Consider the following 1,321-nt stretch of genomic DNA (forward strand, 5'->3'; position numbering starts at 1 on the left):
CTGCTGAAGGCAGAGGGAAAGTTTATGGAAATTTTCAAAAATCAGATCTCTGAAGATTCTGCAGGGCGCAAAACTTCCGCTGAAAGGGACTATAAAGATGCGTAAGATTATGGCTAATACTGTTTGGTCCGTGGTTTATGCTTTCAAAAATCACCCCGTATGGACCGTTTCCTATCTAGTGTCTGTTGTGTGCCTATCACTATTCCCTGCTCTGCAGATGGAGGCTGTCACTAGACTTGTTGAGCATTTGGGCCAGAGCCAGGATGAAGTGCTCCCGCTAGCGCTGGGGGTTAGTTTTGTGCTGGCAGGATACATTGCCCTGGGACAAGCATCAGACTCTCTGCGTATGATTCTAAATTCTCGAATGTCAAGTACGGGTATTCAGAACGTATCTTCTCGTCTGGCGACTTGTTCCTCTCAGGAAATCGCGAGCGGTGATTATGCTCGCTCATCAAGGGCAGCTCATGAAGCTGTGACAGGGGGGAGCCTGGGGTCTCAAGTTTCCACTATGGGTGCTCTGATATTCATCATTTTTTCGACGGGAGCTCTTAGCTATTCTGTAGGAAAGATCAATGTATATGCTTCACTCTGCATGCTTGCAGGCATGATTCCTGTTGCCTTGATGTCACATCTCTATTCGAGTAAGAATGCTGAGGCAATGGAAAAAATATATTCATATAGCTACAACGCGTGGCATAGCACTAACCAGATTGCACAAATAACTACTGCTCGTGAGCTTGCAATTCTTAATGCTCGGTCGTTCTTTGCGCATCGTGCTAATCAAGAACGGAAAAAATCCGGTGAGGAGGAAATTGGCCTAGCTCGTTACATCCTCAGAATATATACAATTGTTGGTTTTATAAGCGCTGCATTGCTAGCTTTAGCCCTTATTTTTCTAGCGGCCTCGGTGCCGGCTCCCGGTGCTCTTGCTGGAGCTGTTATAGGTATTACCTCGGCTATAGTCTCGCTTGGCTCGATGGGAAGCGACCTTAGCTCGATGGCAGCGGGGTCAAACGCAATTGATATATATCGAAAGTTTATTTCTAGCGCACAGCCCAAGCAGAAAAATTCGGTTGCCGATACCTACCTCGAGATTTCCAGCGTTTCCATTAGGAATCTTGCTATCCAGTATCCAAAAGCTGATTCTTTAGCTCTTAAAAACATCAATCTCACTTTTGGTCCCGGGCAGATGATTGGTATTGTCGGGCCCAGCGGATCGGGAAAGACAACCCTAGTAAATGCACTCATGGGTATGCTTAAGCCCTCCAAAGGAGACATCCTCATGGGAGGTAAGTCGGTACAGGACATATCACCTGATGAT

General features: G+C 46.5%; 1 protein-coding gene. It reads left to right on the forward strand.

What is annotated here, in order from left to right; genetic code table 11:
- Positions 1–109 precede the first annotated feature (109 nt).
- A partial coding sequence (locus AB8C10_RS09230) for an ATP-binding cassette domain-containing protein (protein ID WP_368867556.1) occupies positions 110–1,321 on the forward strand: 1,212 nt, incomplete at its 3' end.

This window comes from Rothia mucilaginosa (assembly GCF_964210535.1).
In the GTDB taxonomy this organism is placed as follows: Bacteria; Actinomycetota; Actinomycetes; order Actinomycetales; family Micrococcaceae; genus Rothia; species Rothia mucilaginosa_F.